This window comes from Streptomyces canus (assembly GCF_041435015.1).
In the GTDB taxonomy this organism is placed as follows: Bacteria; Actinomycetota; Actinomycetes; order Streptomycetales; family Streptomycetaceae; genus Streptomyces; species Streptomyces canus_G.
Genome location: NZ_CP107989.1, coordinates 5,172,921 through 5,188,917, shown reverse-complemented (window position 1 = coordinate 5,188,917; position 15,997 = coordinate 5,172,921). Strand labels below are relative to the sequence as shown.

General features: G+C 67.8%; 13 protein-coding genes. 7 read left to right on the top strand and 6 right to left on the bottom strand.

The features are described 5' to 3' along the window. The first annotated feature begins 255 nt into the window (after window positions 1–255). The 7 genes from OG841_RS23570 to trxA all read left to right on the top strand — a co-directional run bounded on the left by OG841_RS23570 (window position 256) and on the right by trxA (window position 9,909). On the top strand, window positions 256–2,625 hold the full coding sequence (locus OG841_RS23570; RefSeq protein WP_328639677.1) for a DUF6049 family protein: 2,370 nt from the start codon (window positions 256–258) through the stop codon (window positions 2,623–2,625). Window positions 2,626–2,669: 44 nt separating this feature from the next. Continuing rightward, window positions 2,670–4,946: a murein biosynthesis integral membrane protein MurJ gene (gene murJ, locus OG841_RS23565; RefSeq protein ID WP_365116432.1), complete on the top strand. Its 2,277-nt coding sequence runs from the start codon at window positions 2,670–2,672 to the stop codon at window positions 4,944–4,946. A gap of 119 nt (window positions 4,947–5,065) precedes the next feature. Beyond that, window positions 5,066–6,754, top strand: coding sequence for a protein kinase family protein (locus OG841_RS23560; RefSeq protein WP_365116435.1), 1,689 nt, complete (start codon window positions 5,066–5,068; stop codon window positions 6,752–6,754). Window positions 6,755–6,775: 21 nt separating this feature from the next. Next, a complete protein-coding gene (gene sigM, locus OG841_RS23555; protein WP_328639680.1) occupies window positions 6,776–7,501 on the top strand; it encodes an RNA polymerase sigma factor SigM in 726 nt (241 codons plus the stop codon). Beyond that, window positions 7,498–8,394 (top strand): anti-sigma factor family protein, encoded by an 897-nt coding sequence (locus tag OG841_RS23550; RefSeq protein WP_328639681.1) that lies wholly within the window; start codon window positions 7,498–7,500, stop codon window positions 8,392–8,394. Before sigM ends, OG841_RS23550 begins: the two co-directional genes overlap by 4 nt. Before the next feature lie 168 nt (window positions 8,395–8,562). Beyond that, window positions 8,563–9,531: a thioredoxin-disulfide reductase gene (trxB, locus tag OG841_RS23545; RefSeq protein WP_328639682.1), complete on the top strand. Its 969-nt coding sequence runs from the start codon at window positions 8,563–8,565 to the stop codon at window positions 9,529–9,531. A gap of 45 nt (window positions 9,532–9,576) precedes the next feature. Then, window positions 9,577–9,909, top strand: a complete 333-nt coding sequence (gene trxA / locus OG841_RS23540; RefSeq protein WP_007383275.1) for a thioredoxin — start codon at window positions 9,577–9,579, stop codon at window positions 9,907–9,909. Between the two features lie 52 nt (window positions 9,910–9,961). Here trxA and OG841_RS23535 read toward each other — a convergent pair whose 3' ends face one another. The 6 genes from OG841_RS23535 to yidC all read right to left on the bottom strand — a co-directional run bounded on the left by OG841_RS23535 (window position 9,962) and on the right by yidC (window position 15,994). Further along, window positions 9,962–10,579, bottom strand: a complete 618-nt coding sequence (locus OG841_RS23535) for a GNAT family N-acetyltransferase (RefSeq protein WP_365116441.1) — start codon at window positions 10,577–10,579, stop codon at window positions 9,962–9,964. A gap of 320 nt (window positions 10,580–10,899) precedes the next feature. After that, a complete protein-coding gene (locus OG841_RS23530; protein ID WP_328639684.1) occupies window positions 10,900–12,000 on the bottom strand; it encodes a ParB/RepB/Spo0J family partition protein in 1,101 nt (366 codons plus the stop codon). Further along, entirely contained in the window at window positions 11,997–13,070 is a 1,074-nt protein-coding gene (locus tag OG841_RS23525; RefSeq protein WP_078935937.1) for a ParA family protein, read from the bottom strand. Before OG841_RS23525 ends, OG841_RS23530 begins: the two co-directional genes overlap by 4 nt. A 265-nt stretch (window positions 13,071–13,335) precedes the next feature. Then, window positions 13,336–14,052: a 16S rRNA (guanine(527)-N(7))-methyltransferase RsmG gene (rsmG, locus tag OG841_RS23520; RefSeq protein WP_069759539.1), complete on the bottom strand. Its 717-nt coding sequence runs from the start codon at window positions 14,050–14,052 to the stop codon at window positions 13,336–13,338. 121 nt (window positions 14,053–14,173) lie between these two features. Continuing rightward, complete coding sequence (locus OG841_RS23515) at window positions 14,174–14,686, bottom strand: Jag family protein (protein WP_057609096.1); 513 nt, start codon at window positions 14,684–14,686, stop codon at window positions 14,174–14,176. A 15-nt stretch (window positions 14,687–14,701) separates the two neighbouring features. Beyond that, window positions 14,702–15,994 carry a membrane protein insertase YidC gene (gene yidC, locus OG841_RS23510; RefSeq protein ID WP_328639685.1) on the bottom strand — a complete coding sequence of 431 codons (1,293 nt, stop codon included), beginning with the start codon at window positions 15,992–15,994 and terminating at the stop codon, window positions 14,702–14,704. Window positions 15,995–15,997 lie beyond the last annotated feature (3 nt).

Below are 15,997 nucleotides of genomic sequence, written 5' to 3'. Positions count from 1 at the left end.
CAGAAGAGGGTACGTGGCCCGGGCCTCTCCGAGCGCCTCCATTAAACGTGCACGGAGTCGCCATCCAGACCTGCACAAGGTCTGCTCCGGAGACTCACGGGCACGCTCCCCTTTATACGTGCACATTCAGGACAGTGCGGTAGTGTCCTGCGATCTTGTGGAGCAGTCCGCGGCACTTCCCCTCAGCGCGCATCGTTACCATGCGTGGACGCACATTCCGACGACCACTGACGACGACGAGGGACGGGCGAGCGCGTGGCCGAGGCGGCAGACTTCCAGGGGACGAGTCCCTCACCTGCCCGCCGCTGGCTGCGGCGCGCCGGGGCGCTGCTCGCAGGGGCTCCTCTGCTGGCCGGACTGTGCCAGCTGACCACCGCGGCGCCCGCTCAGGCCGCCGACGACTCCGGATCGGTGTCCGTCGCGGTCGACACACTCAGCCCCAGCGTGCCTACGGACGGTGACACGCTCACCGTGTCGGGGACGGTGACCAACAACGGCAAGCAGGCCGTCACGGCCGCCCACGTGGGACTGCAGGTGGGCCCGGAGCTGAACACCCGCTCGTCGATCGACACCGTCACCGAAGACAAGGACTCGCTCCAGGGCGCCGCGGGATCCGAGGTCGGCGGCAAGTATGTGGCGAAGTTCGCGAAGCTGACCCCCGGGGTGGCCGAGCCGTTCTCCATCTCCGTGCCGGTCGACGAGCTGGACCTCGGCGACGCCGGCGTCTACCAGTTCGCCGTCTCCCTCTCGGGCAAGACCTCCGCGCAGCCGTGGGACCGGACGCTCGGCATCCAGCGGACCTTCCTGCCCTGGCAGTCCGACGAAGTGGACACGAAGACGAAGACCACCTTCCTGTGGCCACTGATCTCCACTGTGCACATGACGGCGGAGACCGGCTCGAACGCACAGCAGACGCCGGTCTTCCTCAACGACGACCTCGCCGAGGAGATCTCGGCGGGCGGCCGGCTGGACCAGATGCTGTCGCTCGGTGAGAACCTGGACGTCACCTGGGTGATCGACCCGGACCTGCTGGCGTCCGTCGACGCGATGACTCGCAGCTACCGAATCCAGGGCGAGGGTGACACCACCACCGCGGGCACCCACCAGGCACTCGCCAAGCAGTGGCTGGCCAGGCTGCAGACGGCGGTGGAGGACAAGGAGGTCGTCGCGCTTCCCTTCGCCGACCCCGACCTCGCCTCGCTGGCCCACAACGGCACGAGCGTCACCGGCTCTCTCAGCCACCTCGACGAAGCCACCGACGTCGCGGCCACCACGGTGAGGACCGTGCTCCACGTGACACCGAGCACCGACTTCGCCTGGCCGGTGAACGGCGCGGTGGACCCGTCGATCGTCAAGGTCGCCACCTCCGCCGGGGCCGACAAGGTGATCGCCCGCAGCGACAGTCTCCAGGAGACCGCCGGACTGTCGTACACGCCTTCCGCGGCCCGACCCATCGGCGGCGGGACCACGGCGGTCGTCGCGGACGCACGGCTGTCGACGGCGTTCCAGGGTGATCTCACGAGGGCCTCATCCGCCTCACTCGCCGTCCAGCGGTTCCTCGCCCAGAGCCTTGCTCTCGACCTCCAGACGGACAAGCAGCGCAGCGTCGTCGTCGCCCCTCAGCGCATGCCCACGGCGAGCCAGGCCGACGCCATGGCCGAAGCGATCACCGCTTTGCAGGGCGGGAACTGGTCCCAGACGCAGAAGCTCACCGCGGCGGCCGCGGCCAAGCCCGACCCCGAGGCCACCACCAGGGTGCCCGCGGCGTCCGCCTACCCCTCCTCGCTGCGCAAGCAGGAGCTGCCGAAGTCGGCCTTCCAGCAGATCGCCAGCACACAGAACAAGCTCGACAACTTCAAGGTGATCCTTTCCGACCAGTCCCGCGTCGTGACCCCCTTCGGACGGGCCGTGAACCGCGAGATGTCCACGTCGTGGCGGGGCCGCGTCATCGAGGCGAGCGGCTTCCGCAACGACGTCGAGGCCTACCTCGACGAACTGATCTCCCAGGTCAGTCTGATCGACAAGTCGGAGACCAAGCTCTCCGGCCGCAGCGCCACGATCCCCGTGACGGTCCAGAACAACCTGGTTCAGGGTGTGGAGCATCTGAGGCTGCGGCTGACCTCGCTGAGCCCGAACCGGCTCGAGATCGGCGGCTCCTCCTACTACGAGCAGCCGGTAGAGGTCTCGGGCGGCCACAGTCAGACGGTGAAGTTCACCACGACGGCCAACGCCAACGGCAAGGCCTCGGTGATCGCCCAGCTGTACACGGAGGACGGCCAGCCGTACGGCGACGCCGTCAAGTTCGACGTGAAGGTCACCGAGTTCACGGCCACGGTGATGCTGGTCATCGGCGGCGGTGTCCTGCTGCTGGTTCTGGCAGGCTTCCGGATGTACACCCAGCGCAAGCGGGCGGCCGCCCGTGCGGCCGAGCAGAACGGGCCCGACGACGAGGCGGCCGAAACCGTGGACGGTCCGGAGAACCCCGGGGGCCCCGAGGACCGTCTCAAGGAGGAGTCCGGCACCGGCACCGGGGCAGGCGACCCGGAGCAGCCGAGTGACCTGACAGCGGACACCGCAACGGAAAGCGCCGACCCGTCCGGCACGGGTGAGAGAGTGGACCGTTGAGGATGTCGTGGCCGGTGGGCCCGGGACGATGAGGTGGGGTAACCATGAACGCGCCGTACGACGGTGATCGCGGTCAGGGCGCGGACAACTCGGGTCACCCCGAGGGGCCGCCGCCCGAGCATGACCAGGTGCCGCCGCAGGCTCCCGCGGACATGTATCTCCAGGACGCGTACGACCAGGACCCTTACCGGGCCCAGGACCTCTATGCCCAGGACCCGGTCGCCGAGGCCCTCTACGACCGCGCCGCGCATCCCCCGCCGCCGCCCGGCACTCATCAGCCGCAGCAGCCCCTGTACTCCCAGCCGCCCCAGTCCCCCTACGCCCCCGACCCGCACGTGTGGGCACAGACCCCGGCGCCCGAGCCGGAGGGTCCGACGCAATATCTGCCGTACGGCGACAACCCTCGGACCACTCAGTTCGTGGGGGTCGACGACCTGATGAGTCAGGCCGGTGAGGAACGCCACGAGCCGGACGCCTTCGCCCATCTCTTCCGCGACCAGCAGCAGGGTGGCGGTCGTCCGACGGATCCCCCGTCGGTGCCGGGGCCGACGCCTGCCCCGGGTGGGCCGTCATCGCGCGCACAGCAGTTCCAGGCACCCGCGGCCCCGGCTCCCTCGGCCGACGAGACCATGAATCTTGGTACCGCGCCTGCTGCGACAGCGCAGGCCTCCCCTGCTCCCGTGAAGAAGGAGGGGAAGGCCGGGGGCCTGCTGAAGTCGAGCGCCGTGATGGCGGCCGGCACGATGGTCTCGCGTCTCACCGGCTTCGTTCGCTCGGCGTTGATCGTGTCGGCGCTGGGTGTCGGTCTGCTCGGTGACACCTTCCAGGTCGCCTACCAGCTGCCGACGATGATCTACATCCTGACCGTCGGCGGCGGCCTCAACTCAGTGTTCGTGCCGCAGCTCGTGCGTGCCATGAAGGAGGACGAGGACGGTGGCGAGGCGTACGCCAACCGGCTGTTGACCCTGGTGATGGTGGCGCTCGGCGTACTCACCGGGCTCGCGGTCCTCGGTGCCCCGTTCCTGATCCGGCTGCTGTCCGACTCGGTGGCCGGCGATCCGGCGGCCAACGAGGTCGGCATCACCTTCGTCCGCTACTTCCTGCCGTCGATCTTCTTCATGGGTATCCACGTGGTGATGGGGCAGATCCTCAACGCGCGTGGCAAGTTCGGCGCGATGATGTGGACCCCGGTCCTGAACAACATCGTCATCATCGTGACGCTCGGCATGTTCATGTGGGTCTACGGCACCGCGGCCGACTCCGGCATGAAGGTCACGAACATTCCGCCGGAGGGGCAGCGACTCCTGGGCATCGGCGTCCTGCTCGGCCTCACGGTCCAGGCTCTGGCGATGATCCCGTACCTCCGCGAGACCGGCTTCCGGATGAGGCTGCGCTTCGACTGGCGGGGCCACGGCCTCGGCAAGGCCGTGACGCTCGCCAAATGGACCGTCCTGTTCGTCCTGGCCAACCAGGCCGGCGCGATCGTCGTCTCGCAGCTGTCCACTGCGGCGGGCAAGGACTCCCCGGTCGACGGCACCGGCTTCGCCGCCTACGCCAATGCCCAACTCATCTGGGGCCTGCCCCAGGCCATCATCACCGTCTCCCTGATGGCGGCTCTGCTGCCGCGCCTGGCCCGCTCGGCGGCCGAGGAGGACGGCGGCGCAGTCCGTGACGACATCTCCCAGGGCCTGCGCACCACTGCCGTCGCGATCGTGCCGATCGCCTTCGGGTTCGTCGCCCTCGGCATCCCGATGTGCACGTTGATCTTCGGCTCGTCCGGTATCAGCGAGGCCACGAACATGGGCTTCATGCTGATGGCCTTCGCCCTTGGCCTGATCCCCTACTCCGTGCAGTACGTCGTCCTGCGCGCCTTCTACGCCTACGAGGACACCCGCACTCCCTTCTACAACACCGTCATCGTGGCAGCGGTCAACGCTGGCGCCTCGACGCTGTGTTACGTGGTGCTGCCACCGCGCTGGGCCGTGGCGGGCATGGCTGCGTCGTATGGTCTCGCCTACGCGATCGGTGTCGGCGTCGCCTGGAACCGGCTGCGCAAGCGCCTCGGCGGCGACCTGGACGGCAACCGCGTCCTGCGGACCTACGCCCGGCTCTGCATCGCCTCGGTACCGGCGGCGTTGCTGAGCGGTGCGACCTGCTACGGCATCGGTCACTCGCTCGGCCAGGGAGTTGTCGGTTCGTTCGCCGCTCTGATCGCGGGTGGAGCGGTTCTGCTCGGGATCTTCTTCGTCGCCGCTCGCAAGATGCGGATCGAGGAACTGAACTCGCTGGTCGGCATGGTCCGGGGGCGTCTGGGGCGCTGAAGCAGGGGTACGCGCACAACCATCGTCCGCCACTGTGTGTCGTGCATAACGTCGGACTGTGGGCACAATTGGATTCTGCGTCGCACGGCGCGCAACGTATGGGGAGGCAGGGAACGACGGTGGCGGAACGGAGCACGGCTGCCGTCGACGTGGCAGACAACAGCGGTGACGAACCGCTGACCGCCCAGGCGGACCAGTCCACGGCCGACGGCGTGGCCAAGAACCGGGAGCGGGACACGGAAGACGTCGAGGCACAGGGGAGTGGCGGGACCGAGAGTCCTGGCAAGGCGTCACCGGCGGAGTTGCACAGCGGCCACAAGCTCGCCAGACGCTACCGTCTCGAGGAGTGCGTCACCCGTCTGGACGGGTTCAGCAGCTGGCGTGCCGTCGACGAGAAACTCCGTCGGGCTGTCGGCGTGCACATCCTGCCCGCCGACCATGCGCGGGCGCGTTCCGTCCTGGCCGCGGCCCGTTCGTCCGCGTTGCTGGGCGACCCGCGCTTCGTCCAGGTCCTCGACGCAGTCGAGGAGAACGACCTCGTCTACGTCGTCCACGAGTGGCTGCCCGACGCGACCGAGCTGACCACGCTCCTCGCTCCGGGTCCGCTGGAGGTGTACGACGCCTACCAGATGGTCAGTCAGGTGGCGTCCGCCATGGCCGCGGCCCATCGCGAAGGGCTCGCGCATCTGCGGCTGAACCCGAACGCGGTCCTGCGTACGTCGAGCGGGCAGTGGCGCATCCGCGGCCTCGCCGTGAACGCCGCTCTGCGGGGCGCGAGTTCGGAGACTCCACAGCGCACCGACACGGAGGCGATCGGCGCGCTCCTGTATGCGGCGCTCACCCAGCGGTGGCCGTACGAGAACGACGCGTACGGTCTGGCCGGTCTGCCCAAGGACGTCGGTCTCATCGCGCCCGACCAGGTGCGGGCGGGTGTGCACCGTGGGCTGTCCGAGCTGTCCATGCGGGCGCTCGCCAACGACGGTGCGACCGCCTCTCGGCACGAGTCGGCGTGCACCACACCCGAGGAACTGGTCAAGGCGATCGGAGAGATGCCCCGCATCCGCCCGCCGGAGCCCACGTTCACCGCCCCGCCCGAGTACCAGCGCACGACCTACCAACAGGGCACGTACGGCCACCCAGCACCGCGTCCTGGCGTCACTCAGCCGATCCCGGCCCCGCCTCCGCCCCTCCAGAGCCGCACCGGCCGAGCTCTGAAGTGGGCGGTCTCGGCCCTCCTCATCGCCGCGCTGGGCCTCGGCAGTTGGCAGCTGGCGGACGCGCTGATGGACCGGGACGGCAAGTCCGACGAGAACCAGACCCAGACGACCGACGACGGCGACAAGAGCCCGACGAAGAAGGCCGGCGTCCCGATCACCATCGCCAAGGGATTCGACTTCGACCCGTTCGGTGACGGATCCGAGAAGCCGGCCGACATAAAGAAGGCCTACGACAACGACACCTCGTCGTACTGGCAGACGGACTTCTACAAGGGCGCCGACTTCGGAAACCTCAAGCCTGGCCTCGGGATAATCCTCGACCTCGGCAAGGTCCAGGACATGGGGAAGGTCACCGTCACGTTCATGGGCAACACGTCCGTGGAACTGCGCGCCGCCTCAAGCGACGCGAGCTCCAGGCCCACGAGCTTCGACGCCTACACGAAGGTCGCGGAGGGCTCCGGTACCGGAGTCCCGCTCAAGCCGGACAAGGCCGTGAAGTCCCGCTACCTTCTGATCTGGCTGACCAAGCTGCCGCTGACGGAAGAGGGCACTTACCGCGGTCGAGTGGCAGACATCAAGATCGCCAATTAACACGGAGAGGGAGGGGGTCCGATGGCAGATGACACCGCGTACGGCGGCACCAGCGATCAGGACCTCCTGGCCCTTCATGTAGACGGCGACACCGACGCCTTCGGTGAGCTCGTGCGGCGGCACCGGGATCGGCTCTGGGCCGTCGCCCTCCGCACGCTCGGAGACCGCGAGGAAGCCGCGGACGCCGTTCAGGACGCCCTTGTGTCCGCCTACCGGGCGGCGCACACGTTCCGGGGCCAGTCCGCGGTCACGACCTGGCTGCACCGGATCACGATCAACGCCTGCCTGGACCGGGCCAGAAAGGCAGCCTCCCGCAAGACGTCTCCCGTGGACGACACCGAGCGCCTGGAGCAGCTCCTTGAGCCGCACGAGTCCGCCTCGGCGCCCGCAGAGCGCAACGACCTCCACCGCCAGCTCCTGGAAGCCCTCGGCACGCTCCCGCCCGACCAGCGGGCTGCCCTCGTCCTGGTGGACATGCAGGGCTACCCGGTCGCCGAAGCCGCCCGCATGCTCGACGTGCCGACGGGGACGGTCAAGAGCCGCTGCGCCCGCGGCAGAGCCAGACTGCTCCCCCTTCTCACTCATCTACGGCCGGAAAGAGCCGGAGACGGCAGAGAAGCGGGCGCTGGACGGAACCGGACGCAGGGGACATCCGTCCCACCCGCAGCGGGCGCTCCGTCAGAAGGCCCGCCGGATTCGGGATCAAGTGATTCAGCTGCAGTGAAGGGCGGAGGTGGGCGAGCGTGACTTCCAGGACAGACACAGCGGGGCACCCGGACGTCGCGGAGATCTCCGACCTCACCGAAGGCCTCCTCCCCGCCTCCAGGACGGCAGATGTACGTCGGCATCTGGACGAGTGCGCACTCTGCGCGGACGTGCACGCGTCACTGGAGGAGATCCGCGGACTGCTCGGCACATTGCCGGGTCCACCACAGATGCCCGCCGATGTCGCCGGCAGGATCGACGCCGCCCTCGCCGCGGAAGCTCTCCTGCAGGCAACTGCTCCCGAGGTGGTGAACGCACCGGCACCGGTCGAGACGGCGCATGTTTCACGTGAAACATCGCCCACCGCCGCCCGCCCCACGGGACATGCCCGTACTGCCACCACCGGCCCCGGCCGAAAGGACCGCAAGAGGAACGGACGCCGCAAGGTCGCCGTCCTCGGCGCCGTCTTCACGGTCGCCGCGCTGGGATTCGGCTCCGTTCTGCTGTCCGCGTTGGACGACGGCAAGCCGAACGACGCGGCACACGGACAGGCGACCGCCTCCGCCGACACCTTCTCCGCCAGCGGGCTCGAGAAGCAGGTCTCGACTCTTCTCACGGAAAAGAGCGCAAGCGGCGGCGGGTCTCGGGCTCCGCACACCAGCATGGGCGCGAATAACGTCCCGGGCTCCAAGGATCCCCGCATCTTCGTGGCGCCTGAGGTTCCTCAGTGCATCCAGAACGGCATCCACACCAGTGACTCGCCGCTCGCGACCGAGGACGGCGTCTACAAGGGCACGGCCGCGCTTCTCGTCGTGCTGCGTGACCCCTCTGACAGCACCCGGGTCACCGCCTACATCATGGATGCGTCGTGCGTGAAGAACGCACCGACGGGCACCGCGAAGGTTCTGCTGGAGCAGTCCTACGCACGCTCTTGAGCCCTCACGCTTCGTCTCCGTCCTGCGTGGTAATCCGTACCGGTGTGACCTCTCCGTGTGCCCGGACACACCGGGAATGCGCGCCCCTTAGGATCCGTTGGGTGGGGTGAGAGTTCTGAGTGGGCTCCACCGGTCCGACGACGCAGTCCAGAGACGAGGAACCAAGCCGTGAGCGACGTCCGTAACGTGATCATCATCGGCTCCGGGCCCGCCGGCTACACGGCGGCGCTCTACACCGCGCGCGCGTCGCTGAAGCCGCTGGTGTTCGAGGGCGCCGTCACCGCCGGCGGCGCGCTGATGAACACCACCGAGGTGGAGAACTTCCCCGGCTTCCAGGACGGCATCATGGGCCCCGAGCTCATGGACAACATGCGCGCCCAGTCCGAGCGCTTCGGTGCCGAGCTCGTCCCGGACGACATCGTCAGCGTCGACCTGACCGGCGAGATCAAGACCGTCACCGACACCTCGGGCACAGTGCACCGGGCGAAGGCCGTGATCGTCACCACCGGCTCGCAGCACCGCAAGCTCGGCCTTCCGAACGAGGACGCTCTCTCCGGGCGGGGTGTCTCGTGGTGCGCCACCTGTGACGGGTTCTTCTTCAAGGACCAGGACATCGCCGTGATCGGCGGTGGTGACACCGCGATGGAGGAGGCGACCTTCCTCTCCCGCTTCGCCAAGTCCGTAACGATCGTCCACCGTCGTGACACTCTGCGCGCCTCCAAGGCGATGCAGGAGCGCGCCTTCGCCGACCCGAAGATCAAGTTCGTGTGGGACAGCGAGGTCGCCGAGATCCAGGGCGACCCGAAGCTCTCGGGCCTGAAGCTGCGCAACCTCAAGACCGGCGAACTCTCGGACCTGGCGGTCACCGGCCTGTTCATCGCGATCGGCCACGACCCGCGCACCGAGCTGTTCAAGGGCCAGCTCGAGCTGGACGGTGAGGGCTACCTGAAGGTGGAAGCGCCTTCGACCCGCACCAACCTGACCGGTGTCTTCGGCGCCGGTGACGTGGTCGACCACACCTACCGACAGGCGATCACCGCGGCCGGCACCGGCTGCTCCGCCGCTCTCGACGCCGAGCGCTTCCTCGCCGCCCTCGCGGACGAGGAGAAGGCCGAGCCCGAGAAGACCGCTGTCTGACCCCCATCCCCGCCCCACCGCACCAACCCAGTTAAGGAGCCCGCCGTGGCCGGCACCCTGAAGAATGTGACCGACGATTCCTTCGAGCAGGACGTCCTGAAGAGCGACAAGCCCGTCCTGGTGGACTTCTGGGCCGCCTGGTGCGGACCGTGCCGTCAGATCGCGCCGTCCCTCGAGGCGATCGCTGCCGAGTACGGCGACAAGATCGAGATCGTCAAGCTGAACATCGACGAGAACCCGGGTACGGCCGCCAAGTACGGCGTCATGTCCATCCCGACGCTGAACGTGTACCAGGGTGGCGAGGTCGCCAAGACCATCGTCGGTGCCAAGCCGAAGGCCGCGATCGTCCGCGACCTCGAGGACTTCATCGCCGAGTGACGTTTCACGTGAAACACGATGGGGCCGGCCCGAAAGGGCCGGCCCCATCGCTTTACAGGGGACGCAGCGCTGGTTCCTTCTGTACCGCCCCCAGAAGACGGTCCAGTGCCATCTCCACGTCTTCCTTCCACGAGAGCGTGGTGCGCAGCTCCAGCCTCAGCCTCGGATAAGCGGGGTGGTGCCTGACCGTCTTGAAGCCCACAGCCAGAAGATGGTCTGCGGGAAGCAGGCACGCGGGCTCTTTCCAGCGAGCGTCACCGAAGGCCTCGATGGCCTTGAAGCCCCGCCGCAGCAGATCCTTGGCGACCGTCTGCACCATCACGCGGCCCAGGCCCTGTCCCTGATAGCCCGGCATGATGAACGACGTCATCAACTGGACAGCGTCCGGAGAGACGGGGCTCGTGGGAAACGCCGTCGAGCGAGGAACGTACGCGGGAGGCGCGTAGAGGACGAAGCCGACCGGTACGTCGTCGACGTAGACGACTCGACCGCACGATCCCCAGTCGAGGAGAACGGCGGAGATCCAGGCTTCCTTTTCCAGAGCGGGTGTTCCCGCCTTTATCGCGGCTTCTCCGCTGACGGGGTCCAACTCCCAGAAGACACACGAGCGGCAACGCCGGGGGAGGTCCGGAAGGTTGTCCAGCGTGAGCGGTACGAGCCGACGCCCCATGAAGGCTGATCCTCGCTTCCTTCGCCCGCCGCGTCGCGGGCGGCCGTCAGAGCGCTCCGTTCCCTGAGCAGGCTGCCGACGAATCCGCCGACCGCCCCCAGTCCCAGACCCGCGCTCACCAGTCCGCTTCGGCTCATCGTTCGCATGGCCCCTGCCTCTCCTCAGAGGTACTGCCGGGTGGATGTGCCGCACCCATTCGCATCGTATCCACACAGCGATTCCATCGATACCGCCTGAAAGCAAAGAGCGGGCCGTGTCCGGTACACACCGGACACGGCCCGCTCTTCATGCCCCGCCCGGGCACTGCCGCGAGGCATGGCTCAGGCTTCCGTCTCCTCGGCCTCACCGTCCAGCAGGCTCTTCTGCAGAACCGGTCCTTCACCCGGGGCGAGGGAGCTGAGAATGCGCTCGAGGTCCTCCATCGAGGCGAACTCGACCGTGATCTTGCCCTTCTTCTGTCCCAGGTCGACCTTCACCCGTGTCTCGAAGCGGTCCGAGAGACGGGTCGCGAGGTCGCTCAGCGCCGGGGAAACTCGGGCGCCGGCACGCGGCCCCTTGGAGCGCTGGGCGGTCTGCGGCCGCGACCCCATGAGCGTCACGATCTCCTCGACGGCACGCACCGAGAGGCCCTCGGCCACGATCCGGTGGGCCAGCCGGTCCTGTTCCTCCGAGTCGTCGACGGAGAGCAGCGCCCGGGCATGTCCGGCGGAGAGAACCCCGGCGGCCACCCGTCGCTGGACCGCGGGTGAGAGCTTCAGCAGACGCAGTGTGTTGGAGACCTGCGGGCGGGACCGGCCGATACGATCCGCCAACTGGTCGTGCGTGCAGTTGAAGTCCTTCAACAACTGATCGTAGGCGGCTGCCTCTTCCAGCGGGTTCAGCTGAGCACGGTGCAGGTTCTCCAGGAGCGCGTCCAGGAGAAGCTTGTCGTCGTCGGTGGCCCGCACGATCGCCGGGATCGCCTCCAGGCCCGCCTCACGGCATGCCCTCCAGCGCCGCTCGCCCATGATGAGCTCGTAGCGGGCAGGACCCAACTGCCGCACAACGACCGGCTGGAGGAGACCGACCTCCTGGATGGAGGTGACCAGTTCCTGAAGGGCGTCCTCGTCGAAGACCTCACGCGGCTGGCGCGAGTTCGGCGTGATGGAGTCGAGGGGGAGCTCCGCGAAGTGGGCGCCCATGGGGGGCGCGGGCGTCTCCGCATAGCCGTTGACCGACGACTCCTCGGTTTCATGTGAAACCGGTGGCAGCGTGGCCACCTTCGCCGCGGCCACCCCGCGGTCGGTCGCCAGAACCGGGAGGGCCGTCGGGGAGGCGGAACCAGCGCCCCCCATCGCCGCCGGGGTCGGCGTCTTCTCTGTCGGGGCAGCGGGGATCAATGCGCCGAGCCCACGGCCCAAACCCCTCCGTCGCTCGCTCACTGGATCCCCTCCACCATGCTCGGGTTGCTCTGTGCGCCGATGTGCGCCTGAGTCGGGTCATAGCTGACGCCGACTCCCTTCAACGCGATCTCTCGCGCCGCCTCAAGGTAGGACAGGGCGCCGCTCGATCCGGGATCGTACGTCAGCACTGTCTGCCCATAGCTCGGCGCCTCGGAGATACGGACCGAGCGAGGAATGCTCGTCCGTAGTACCTCGTCGCCGAAGTGGGTGCGCACCTCGTCGGCGACCTGGGACGCAAGGCGCGTCCGGCCGTCGTACATGGTGAGCAGGATGGTCGATACGTGCAAGGTGGGGTTGAGGTGGCCCCGCACCAGGTCGACGTTGCGCAACAGCTGGCCCAAGCCTTCCAGCGCGTAGTACTCGCACTGGATCGGGATGAGGACCTCCGCACCAGCCACCAGCGCGTTGACCGTCAACAGGCCGAGCGAGGGCGGGCAGTCGATGAGGATGTAGTCCAGTGGCTGCTCGTACGCCTGGATCGCCCGTTGCAGTCGGCTCTCCCGGGCCACCAGGGACACCAGCTCGATCTCCGCACCGGCGAGATCGATGGTGGCGGGGGCACAGAAGAGACCTTCGACATCGGGGACCGGCTGGACGACCTCGGCCAGCGGCCTGCTCTCGACCAGGACGTCGTAGATGGACGGCACTTCCGCGTGATGGTCTATACCCAGCGCCGTGGACGCGTTGCCCTGGGGGTCGAGGTCGATGACCAGGACACGGCCGCCGTGCAGAGCGAGCGAAGCGGCAAGATTGACGGTCGTCGTCGTCTTGCCCACTCCGCCCTTCTGGTTGGCGACGACCATGATCCGGGTCTGCTCGGGCCGTGGCAGGCCCTCGCCGGCACGGCCCAAAGCCTCTACCGCCAGTTGGGCAGCACGACCGATCGGAGTGTCGTCCATCGGGGGCGGTGTTTCACGTGAAACATCCTCCCCCATCGACTCGGTTCGGGGACCGGGGACCGGATCGGTCATCGGTCCCGCGATGTTGGCGTCGGACCGCAAGGATTCACTCTCCTCGACTTCAGGCTCGCAATGAACAGAGCCTCCCATGCCTTCGGGGTCGTGAACCAGTGAGGCCTGTTGTTCTGTGGAGAAATCCACCTCTGTGGACAACTCCGTTACCTCTCCGAGTGACCCGAGAGGCTTTCGGTCACGGGGTTCGGCCGCGGCGCGGCCCCGGCTGATGATGCCGTGCAGCAGTGAGCGACGTTTCACGTGAAACACGATGCAGGGCGACCGTGCCCGTTCTGCCGCGACACTCCGGCATGCATAGGTTTGGCAGCTTGTGTGGAGTACGTCTCGTGGTCAGGGCGGTTCAGCGACGTCGACGCGTGCGGCCGGTGCGGGCCGCCTTGGCGCGCTTGGCCGCGAAACGCACACCGCCGGGACTCTCCCCGACCTCGACCCTCACCACCGTGGACAACGGGTCGACCACGCCCTCACCCACATGCAGGATGGAGGTCTCCACGGCGCCGAGCTTGCTCAGGGCCGTACCTGCCGCCTTGAGCTCCTCCTCTGCGGTGTCGCCCTTGAGCGCGAGCATCTCGCCGTAGGGACGCAGTAGCGGGACACCCCACGTCGCAAGTCGGTCGAGCGGGGCCACTGCCCGCGCTGTCACCACATGTACGGGGGTCAGCTTGCCCATGACCTCCTCGGCACGGCCACGCACGACCGTCACATGGTCCAGGCCCAGCAGCTCCACGACCTCGGTCAGGAAGGTGGTGCGCCGCAGCAGCGGCTCCAGCAGCGTGATCTTCAGATCCTCGCGTACGAGCGCCAGGGGAATGCCGGGCAGACCGGCGCCGGAGCCGACGTCGCACACCGTCACACCCTCGGGAACCACCTCCGAGAGCACCGCGCAGTTCAGCAGATGCCGCTCCCAGAGGCGGGGCACTTCACGCGGGCCGATGAGACCGCGCTGCACCCCCGCCTCGGCGAGCAGCTCCGCGTAGCGAACCGCGTCGTCGAAGCGATCGCCGAACACCTCACGTGCCTGCTCGGGCGCAGGGGGGAGCTCTGCTGCCTCCGTCACGGGGAACCGTCCTTCCGTACCGCACCAGCGCACGGGCGCCGAGAACCAGAACTATCAGGCTGACAAAGTTCGGCCCCGCCTGCTCTACAGACAGACGGGGCCGGAGGAACGTACGGACCGATCAGGCGGGAAGTACGACGACGAAGCGCTGCGGCTCTTCGCCCTCGGACTCGCTGCGCAGGCCGGCGGCCTTGACCGCGTCGTGCACGACCTTGCGCTCGAACGGCGTCATCGGATCGAGCTTCACGGACTCGCCGGTGCTCTTGACCTCGGCGGCGGCCTTGGCGCCCAGCTCGGAGAGCTCGGCGCGCTTCTTGGCCCGGTAACCACCGATGTCCAGCATCAGCCGACTGCGGTCCCCGGTCTCCCGGTGCACGGCCAGGCGGGTGAGCTCCTGCAGGGCTTCCAGCACCTCGCCGTCCCGGCCGACCAGCTTCTGCAGGTCGCGGCCGCCGGCGTCGCTGATGATCGAGACAGCGGCGCGGTCGGCCTCGACGTCCATGTCGATGTCGCCGTCGAGATCGGCGATGTCGAGCAGACCCTCGAGGTAGTCCGCCGCGATCTCACCCTCCTGCTCCAGGCGGGTCAGGGTGTCTGCGCCCTCGGCAGCGGCGGAGGTGGTGCCTTCCGTCACGGGATGGACTCCTTCTTACTTCTTGGACGGGGACTTGGGCCGCTGCGGACCCTTGCGCTGTCCGGACTGGGCCTTGCTGCGGGTACCGCCGCCAGACTGCTTCTTGGCGGGTTCGGCTGGCTTGGCGTCCTCGGGCTCGTCGGACTTGCTCAGCGAGGTCGGCTCCGACGACGGGGCGTCGGCGTCACCGGCCGCCTTGCCACCCGAGGCCGCGGCCCCCGACTGCCGCTGGGACTTGCTCTGCCGCTTGGGCTGCTGACGCTTGGGGGTGGCCGCACTGGTCGACGCGCCGTCCTCGGTCTGGACCGCGGCCTGAGACTCGCTCTGGACCACGGAGCCGTCGGCCTGGGCCGCCAGGCCCGCCTTGTTCAGACCGTTGACGAACTTGCGCTCGAACTCGTTGCGGTCGCGGCCCTTGGCGACGATGGCCTTGATGATGGTGCGCTCGCTGCGCTTGCGGGCCTTGCCGTGAGTCGTGACGTGCTTGGTGAGGCGCTCCAGGTAGGCGGCCTGGGCCTTGGAACCCGGGGTCGGGTTGTTGTGGATGACGTACATCTGCTGGCCCATGGTCCACACGTTGGTGGTCAGCCAGTAGACGAGGACACCGACCGGGAAGTTGATGCCGAAGACGGCGAACATGACAGGGAAGACGTACATCAGCATCTTCTGCTGCTGCATGAACGGCGTCTTGACGGTGGTGTCGACGTTCTTCGTCATCAGCTGGCGCTGCGTGTAGAACTGCGACGCAGACATCATGATGATCATGACCGCGGTGACGACCCGCACGTCGGTGACCGTGGCGCCCAGGGCCTGGACGGTGGCAGAGCCGTCCTTGAACTTCGCAGCGAGCGGGGCCCCGAAGATGTGCGCCTTACGGGCACTGGCCAGCAGCGAGTCGTTGATGACACCGATGGTGTCGCCCGTCGCGATGCCGTTGAGCACGTGGTACAGGGCGAAGAAGAACGGGGACTGCGCCAGGATGGGAAGGCACGAGGAGAGCGGGTTGGTGCCCGTCTCCTTGTACAGCTTCATCATCTCTTCGGACTGACGCTGTTTGTCGTTCTTGTAGCGCTCCTGGATCTTCTTCATCTCGGGCTGGAGCGTCTGCATGGCCCGCGTCGACTTGATCTGCTTCACGAAGAGCGGGATCAGGCAGATACGGATCAGGATCACGAGGGACACGATCGACAGGCCCCAGGCCCACCCGGTGTCAGGGCCGAAGATCTTGCCGTACACCGTGTGGAACTGGACGATGACCCAGGAGACGGGTGTCGTGATGAAGCTGAAAAGACTGGCAATCGTGTCCACTAA

Bases quoted from the DNA above. Each gene is read 5' to 3' on its own strand.
- OG841_RS23535 (WP_365116441.1), bottom strand. From the start codon at position 10,579: ATGGGGCGTCGGCTCGTACCGCTCACGCTGGACAACCTTCCGGACCTC.
- murJ (WP_365116432.1), top strand. From the start codon at position 2,670: ATGAACGCGCCGTACGACGGTGATCGCGGTCAGGGCGCGGACAACTCG.
- OG841_RS23525 (WP_078935937.1), bottom strand. From the start codon at position 13,070: ATGGGAGGCTCTGTTCATTGCGAGCCTGAAGTCGAGGAGAGTGAATCC.
- sigM (WP_328639680.1), top strand. From the start codon at position 6,776: ATGGCAGATGACACCGCGTACGGCGGCACCAGCGATCAGGACCTCCTG.